Consider the following 6,240-nt stretch of genomic DNA (forward strand, 5'->3'; position numbering starts at 1 on the left):
GGGGCCCCTCAGCGACCGAGGGGCTCCGTGAGGAGCCGGCGGTAGAGCGCCTCGTAGCGGTCGATGGCGGGGGCCATCTGGAAGTGCTCCAGGACCCGCGCCCGCGCGCGGTGTGAGAAGCCCCGCCAGCGCTCCGCATCCTCGACCAGCGTGAGCACGTGCCGGGCCATGGCGGGGACATCCCCCAGCGGCGCCAGGAAGCCCGTCTCTCCGTGCGTGACAAGCTCTGGGATTCCGCCCAGGTCGCTGGCCACCACGGGAATGCCGCAGCTCAGCGCCTCCAGCGCGGCGAGCCCGAAGCTCTCCTGCTCGCTGGGGAGCAGGAAGACGTCGGAGGCGGCGAGCAGCTCCTCGAAGCGGTCCTGCTTGCCGAGGAACGCGACGCGGGCCTCCAGGCCCATCTCCCGCAGCATCCGCTCCGCGGGCGAGCGCTCTGGACCGTCTCCCACCATCACCAACCGGCAGGGACGGCGGCGGTGGACTTCCGTGAAGATGGAGACCACGTCGACGATGCGCTTCACCGGCCGGAAGTTGGAGACGTGGATGAGCACCGGCTCGTCGTCGTGCAGGTCCGGGAAGAGCGTGCGCAGGCAGGCGCGGTCGCGCACCGGTGCGTAGCGCGCGGTGTCCGCGAAGTTGGCGATGACGTCGATGGGGACGCTCTCGGGGATGTCGAAGCCCCGCCACGTCGCGCGGCGCAGGTAGGCCGACGGCACCGTCACCGCGTCGCTGCGCATGATGGAGAAGCGCGTAATCGGCAGGTAGCTGGGGTCGATTCCCACCAGCGTGGTGTCCGTCCCGTGCAGCGTGGTGACGATGCGCGGCGCCCTGGGGCCCAGCACCTCGCGCGCCATCCACGCGGCGGTGGCGTGCGGCACCGCGTAGTGGACGTGCAGGATGTCCAGGCGCTCGTAGCTGGCGACCTCGATCATCTTGGAGGCCAGCGCGATGGGATAGGTGCTGGACTGCTGGAGCGCCGGGTAGTCGCTCTCCGTCACCTCGTGGAAGACGACCTTCCGGTTCGCGCCATGGAGCCGGACCGGCAGGTCCCGGGCGATGAAGTGGACGCGGTGGCCCCGGTCCGCCATCGCGAGGCCAATCTCCGTGGCGACCATGCCGCTGCCACCGAACGTCGGAAAGCAGGTGATGGCCACGTTGAGCGGGGCGTTCATGAGCGTGCCGGGAAGAACAGCGGCCGGGCGAAGCTATTCCTTCGGAAGTGGTCGAGCGGGTCGGCCAGTCCCAGCGCCTCGCGGAGGATGTAGGGCTCGCCGTGGGTGACGCCAATCTGCGCGCCATGGAAGCGGTCCCGGGCCTCCAGCGAGGACAGCGACAGCGGTGAGCCCACCAGCGTGGGCGGCGCGTCCGGGCGGGGCATCACCTGGCTGGCGTAGCAGTGCACCGCCGCGAGCTTGCGCTCGTAGACGGCGGAGACGTCGATGATGACGCCAGGCTCGGCCAGGTGCCGCAGCGGATAGTAGAGGACCTGCCGCGGCGTGAAGGGCTCCGCGGCGGACTGCGCGTCGAACTTGCGCACGCCCGCGAAGAAGAGGGCGCGCGTCACCAGCGCGCTGGCCGCCTCGTGGTCCGGGTGTCGCTCCTGCTCCCAGGGCACGACGACCAGCTCCGGACGCAGGCGGCGCAGCGCCTCCACCACGCGGACCACGGCGGCGGCGCGGGCGCGCTCGGGCTCGGGCGTGTCGAAGCCCGCCCACGGATTGAGCCAGCCGTCTGGCAGCTCCAGGTTCTCCCGGTGGGCCAGCCCCAGCGCGCGGGTGGCGGCTTCTGTCTCCTCCGCGCGGGATTGCGGCGTGCCGCGCGAGCTCTTCTCGCCGCGCGTCAGGTCGACGATGCCGGTGCGGTAGCCGCGGGCGGCCATGCTCGCCATCAGCCCGCCGCAGAACAGCTCCACGTCATCCGGGTGTGGGCCAAACGCGAGGACGTCGATGTCGTAGGCGGTGCTGGTCGCGCTCATGGCGTCAGGTCCTTCGAGTCACCGGAGAAGGGGACACACGCGTCCAGCACCTGCTTCGTGAAGGCACGCGTCCCGATGCGGCAGGCGAAGTAGGGCAGCCCCAGGACACGCTCCTGGGGCGCGTCCTCCGGGAAGAGGAACGTGCGCAGGCGGTCCACCTGTCCGGCCGCCGTGGCATCGCGCCGGGCGAGCGCGCGGCGGTAGCGGCCCGTCAGCCGGGACACCGCGACCCGCACCGTGCCCTGGGTGCGGCGCAGCGCGTCCTGGAGGCTCGCGTCCACCGCCGACACCTGTCCGGCGACGCGCTCCAACTCGGAGGAGAATGCGTTGAAGAGGCGGGCCTCCAGGGACTCGGGTGTCTCCACCGGCTCCGGGGCATCCCGCGTGGCCAGCCGCGTGAGCAGCGTGTCGCGCGGCACGTTCACCTCATCCGGCTGGAGCCCCACCTTGCCCAGCCACCGGCGCGCGCGGTCATCGAGCACGCGGAAGCGGGCCCGGGGAATGGCGAGCGGCATCGGCTGGCCCGCGTGGGCGTAGAGCGGCGCCAGTTGCGCGAAGTAGGCCAGCTCGCCCGGGCCGCCGACATACGCCGCCGTGGGGAGCCAGGTGTCCTGGAGGAAGGGGCGCAGCAGCGCGGAGGTGGTGAAGCGCAGCGGTTCACGCTCCAGGGCGGCGTGCAGCGCGTCCTGGGGGATGGCGCTGCCTTCCGGGTGGCCCACCAGACTCCAGGCGCCTGCTTCCGCCGGATCCAGCCGGTAGCGCGGGCCCTCGAGCGCATCCGGTGAGAAGAAGCTGAGCGGCGAGCCGGGGCGGACATGGACCTGCACCGCGTAGCCCGCGCGGGTGAGCGCCTCCGCACGGGCCGCGAGCACCGCGGAGAGTGTTCCCGCTTCCCGGAGGGCGAAGCGATGCACGGGCGCGGCCAGTGGCGCCAGCCGTGCGTCTCTCGGGTCGAGGAAGACCAGGCCCTCGTCGGCGAAGAGGGACGACAGCACGTCGGTGAAGGCACCCGCGAGCGTGGCTTCGGGACGGTAGGCCTGCTCCAGCAGGGAGAGGAACTCCTCCGCGTGGGGCTCTGCTCCCAGCTCGGCGCGGAGGGTGGCCAGGGCAGGGAGGACGCTCGGGCCCAGGTGGCGGTGGGCGATGGGCGCTCGAGACGTTGCCGCATCCGGAAGCTCGAGCGCCAGGCGACAGGGCCCTTTGCCCGGGCGTGGGATGACACAGTGGTCGATCTCCGGAAGGTCGTGGTCCTCCGTCTGGAGCCAGAAGACGGGAACGCAGGGCCGGCCGGTTTCTTCCTGGAGCGCGCGCGCCGTGACGATGGCGGACGCGGCTTTGTAGAGCGTGTACAGCGGGCCCAGGAAGAGGCCCATCTGCTGTCCCGTCACCACCGCCACGGTGCCGGGCCGCGCGAGCAGCGCGAGGTTTCGCTCCCGGGCGGGACTCGGCGCGAGGCGCGCGTTCTGCGCGGCGAGGACGTCCAGCAGCGCGGGCGACACCGTGCGCGACGCGGCGGCGGCCACGGCCCGGGCGCGCGCTTCACGGTGCCGATAGTCATCCGAAAGAAAGGAGAGCGCGGACGCATCTCCGCGAAGCCACGCGGTCGAGAAGGAGGACGTCACGGCCTGCGGTGATAACAGGTCGCGGCGGGCCCGCCACCCGAAGTGCGTGCTCGCACGCCGCGTTCGGGTGTGACGGCGGGCGTCATCCCGGAATGAATGCGGACCGCGCGGGTTGGTATAGGGTCCGTCCGGATGCGGAACCTGCTCCTCGGAATGATGCTGGCCATGAGCCTTGGATTCGGGTCGACGGCGGTGGCGCGGCCAGCCCGGCAGCCCCACGCGGGTGAAATCGCGGCGGGCCTGAAGCGGCTCGGAGTGACGGGCAGTGTGCTCTATGTCGCGGCCCACCCGGACGACGAGAACACGCGCCTGCTCGCATGGCTGGTGGGAGAACGCGGCCTGCGCACGGGTTACCTGTCCGTGACGCGCGGGGATGGTGGGCAGAACCTCATCGGCACCGAGCAGGGCGCCCTGCTCGGGCTGATCCGCACGCATGAGTTGCTCGCCGCGCGGAGCGTGGACGGCGCGGAGCAGCTCTTCACGCGGGCGCGGGACTTCGGTTATTCGAAGAGCGCGGAAGAGACGCTGCGCATCTGGGGACATGAAGCGGTGCTGGCGGATGTGGTGCTCGCCATCCGGCGCTTCCAGCCGGACGTCATCATCACCCGCTTCACCACGGAGCCTCCGAACCACGGCCACCACACGGCCTCCGCGCTGCTGGCGGCGGAGGCCTTCATCGCCGCCGCCGACCCGAAGCGCTTCCCCGAGCAGTTGTCCGAGGTGAAGCCGTGGAAGGCGGACCGCCTGCTGCAGAACGCCTCCTCGTGGTCGTTCAAGCCGGATGAGGACCTGTCCCGCTACGTGAAGCTGGACGTGGGCGGCTACGACGCGTTGCTCGGGCGTTCGTGGGGCGAGGTCGCCGCGGAGAGCCGCAGCCAGCACAAGAGCCAGGGCTTCGGCCAGGCCGCGGACCGGGGCCCCGCCGCCGAGTACTTCACGCCGCTGGCGGGGACGCTTCCGAAGCGCGAGGTGTTCGAGGGGCTCGACTTCTCCTGGAAGCGTTGGACGGGCTCGGAGGCGGTGTCCCGCGCGGTGGCCGCCGCGACGAAGGCGTTCGATGCGCGCGCCCCCCACCGCTCCCTGCCCGCGCTCGTCCGCGTCCACGAGGCGCTGACCGCGCTGCCGGACACCCACCCGTGGAAGGCGCCCAAGCTGCGTGAGGTGGAGGCGCTCATCGCCCACTGCGCGGGGCTGTTCCTGGAGGTGCGCGCCGCCGCGCCCACGGGCATCCCGGGGCTGCCCGTGGCGTTGGACGTGGTGGCGCTGAACCGCTCACCCGCCGCCGTCGAGTGGGTGGGGCTGACACTGCCAGGCGAGAAACCCGAGGCCGTGGGGAAGGCGCTGGCCGCGAACGTGCCCCTGAAGCTGTCGCGCACGGTGACGCTGCCGACGACGGCGCCCATCTCCACGCCCTACTGGCTCCGGGAGCCTGTCACCGGAGGGCTCTACACGCTCAAGGGCGAGGACCGCGCGCTCACCGGCCAGCCAGAGGGCGTTCCCGCGCTGTCGGTGGCGTTCGAGTACCAGGTCGCGGGCCGGCGCTTCCGCGCGGTGCGTCCAGTGGTCCACGCCTGGACGGACCCGGTGCGCGGCGAGCTCTACCGTGACTTCGAGGTCGTCCCGCCCGTCACCGCCACGCTGGCGGAGGACGTGCTCATGTTCCCCAACGGCGAGTCCCGTGCCGTGCCGGTGGAGCTGGCCGCGGGGATGGACCAGGTGCCGGGCACGGTGCGGATGGTGGCGCCGCCCGGCTGGCGCGTGGAGCCCGCGTCGGTCGAGTTCAAGCTCGCGGCACGCGGAGACGAGCGCACCGTCACCTTCCAGATCACTCCGCCCCCGGGCGCGACGAAGGAGGGAGTCCTCTCCGTGGAGGTCGACGTGGGGGGCCGCGCCTGGTCGTGGAGTGCCCGTTCCGTGTCCCATCCCCACATCCCGCCGCTGACGGTGCGCCAGCCCTCCACGGCCACGGGGGTGCCGTTCTCCCTGGCCATGAAGGGCAAGCGCATTGGCTACATCCCCGGTCCGGGCGACCGCGTCGCGGAGAGCCTGAGCGCGGTGGGCTACGAGGTGACGCTGCTTCCCGAGGAGCGGCTGGCCCGGGAGCCGCTGGAGCGCTTCGACGCCATCCTCGTGGGCGTGCGCGCCTTCAACGCCAACACGCACCTGGCCGTCCACCGGGAGCGGCTGCTCCAGTACGTGGAAGGCGGCGGGCGGCTGGTGGTGCAGTACAACACCAACAGCCGCGTGGGGCCGCTCACGTCCTTCGTCGGGCCCTATCCGCTGGAGATTGGCCGCGACCGGGTGACGGATGAGACGGCGGCGATGACGCCGCTGCGCGCCAATGAACCGCTGCTGCGCGCGCCCAATGCGCTGACGGCCGCGGACTTCGAGGGCTGGGTGCAGGAGCGTGGCCTCTACTTCGCGTCGTCGTGGGACGCCCGCTATCAGCCCGTGTTCGCCATGCACGATGCCGGCGAGGCGCCGCTCCAGGGCGCGCTGCTGGTCGCGCGTCATGGCAAGGGCACCTTCATCTACACGGGCCTCGCCTTCTTCCGTCAGCTCCCCGCCGGGGTTCCCGGCGCCTACCGCCTGTTGGCCAACATCCTCTCTCCATGAGCACCGCTCCCAACCTGACCCCTCCCG

At 71.9% G+C, this 6,240-nt stretch carries 4 protein-coding genes; 1 reads left to right on the forward strand and 3 read right to left on the reverse strand.

Annotated elements, in window-relative coordinates:
- Positions 1–8 precede the first annotated feature (8 nt).
- Genes bshA through bshC form a run of 3 tightly spaced genes read right to left on the reverse strand, consistent with a single transcriptional unit; the run spans position 9 to position 3,597 of the window.
- Positions 9–1,172, reverse strand: coding sequence for an N-acetyl-alpha-D-glucosaminyl L-malate synthase BshA (gene bshA / locus D7Y15_RS10855; RefSeq protein WP_121752499.1), 1,164 nt, complete (start codon positions 1,170–1,172; stop codon positions 9–11).
- The gene (bshB1, locus tag D7Y15_RS10860; protein ID WP_121752500.1) at positions 1,169–1,975 is read right to left on the reverse strand and encodes a bacillithiol biosynthesis deacetylase BshB1; all 807 of its coding nucleotides are present in this window, start codon (positions 1,973–1,975) and stop codon (positions 1,169–1,171) included. Before bshB1 ends, bshA begins: the two co-directional genes overlap by 4 nt.
- Positions 1,972–3,597 carry a bacillithiol biosynthesis cysteine-adding enzyme BshC gene (gene bshC / locus D7Y15_RS10865; protein WP_121752501.1) on the reverse strand — a complete coding sequence of 542 codons (1,626 nt, stop codon included), beginning with the start codon at positions 3,595–3,597 and terminating at the stop codon, positions 1,972–1,974. The genes bshB1 and bshC overlap by 4 nt, the downstream gene beginning before the upstream one ends.
- A 132-nt stretch (positions 3,598–3,729) precedes the next feature.
- Between bshC and D7Y15_RS10870 the strand changes: the two genes are divergently transcribed.
- A complete protein-coding gene (locus tag D7Y15_RS10870; protein ID WP_121752502.1) occupies positions 3,730–6,213 on the forward strand; it encodes a PIG-L family deacetylase in 2,484 nt (827 codons plus the stop codon).
- Positions 6,214–6,240 lie beyond the last annotated feature (27 nt).

Source organism: Corallococcus sp. AB030 (assembly GCF_003668965.1).
GTDB lineage: Bacteria > Myxococcota > Myxococcia > Myxococcales > Myxococcaceae > Corallococcus > Corallococcus exiguus.